This window comes from Porphyrobacter sp. SLTP, from assembly GCF_009905735.1.
Classification (GTDB): domain Bacteria; phylum Pseudomonadota; class Alphaproteobacteria; order Sphingomonadales; family Sphingomonadaceae; genus Erythrobacter.
In genome coordinates, this window is the sequence record NZ_JAAALE010000034.1 from 1 (window position 1) to 949 (window position 949).

Annotated in this window: 1 protein-coding gene; it reads left to right on the plus strand. The window is 68.7% G+C overall.

Features of this window, described 5'->3' with window-relative positions; genetic code table 11:
- A partial coding sequence (locus GVM20_RS16185) for a tetratricopeptide repeat protein (protein WP_166548216.1) occupies window positions 1–949 on the plus strand: 949 nt, incomplete at both ends.

Genomic DNA, 949 nt, shown 5'->3' on the forward strand with positions numbered 1-949 from the left:
CAGGAGACGATTTCCCAACCCGTCGTGCAGGCGCTCCCAGCGCCCGAAGTCCAGCGCCTCAACCGCGCGCTGGTGGCATTGGCCAAGACGCCGCGTGACCGCGATGCCTTGATCGAGGCAGGGCAGGCCTCCCTCGGTGTCGAGGATCTGGAAGCGGCGATCGGGTTCTTCGGCCGCGCGGCGGATGTTGACCCGGGGCATCCGGGTGCTGCGCTGGGTTTGGGCTCGGTCTATCTGCGCGCAGGCCGCGCGGGCGAGGCCTTGCAGCAATTCGAGCGTGCCCTGACGGGCGGGGCAGATGAACGTGCCGTGCTGACCGATCAGGCGCTCAGTTTCGATCTCATCGGCGAACAGACCACTGCGCAAACCGCCTATGCCCGCGCGCTTGCGCTCGATCCCCGCAATGATGAGGCGCGCCGCAGGCTCGCGGTAAGTTACGCGATCTCCGGCAACCGTGCCCGGTTTGAGGAGACACTGCGGCCTTTGCTCGACAAGCGCGATATGGCCGCCCAGCGCGCGCGCGCCTTCGGCCTTGCGATCATGGGCGAAAGCGACCGCGCGACCGTGATTGTCGAGCAAGTGATGCCGCGCGATCTGGCGACGCGGCTGGTGCCCTACCTCGGCTACATGCCGCGCCTGACCAAGCCGCAACAGGCCGCCGCCGCCAATCTCGGGATATTCCCGCGCGCCGCCGATATCGGGCGCGATGATCCCCGCCTTGCGCGCTTTGCGGCGGAAGAGCGGGCGGGGAGCAAGCTCGCCCCGTCTGGCCCACTGCTGGATTCGCGGACCGTTGCCACCGCCTCGCAGTCGCCCACTCCAACGCCTGCGCCCGCATCTGCACCTTTGTCTGCGCCTGAACCGACACGGGTCGCGACGGTCGCTCCGGTCACTGTTACCACGGCCGCGTCAATAGCGCCCCCGCCGAACTCAGTTGCGCCCCCCCTGC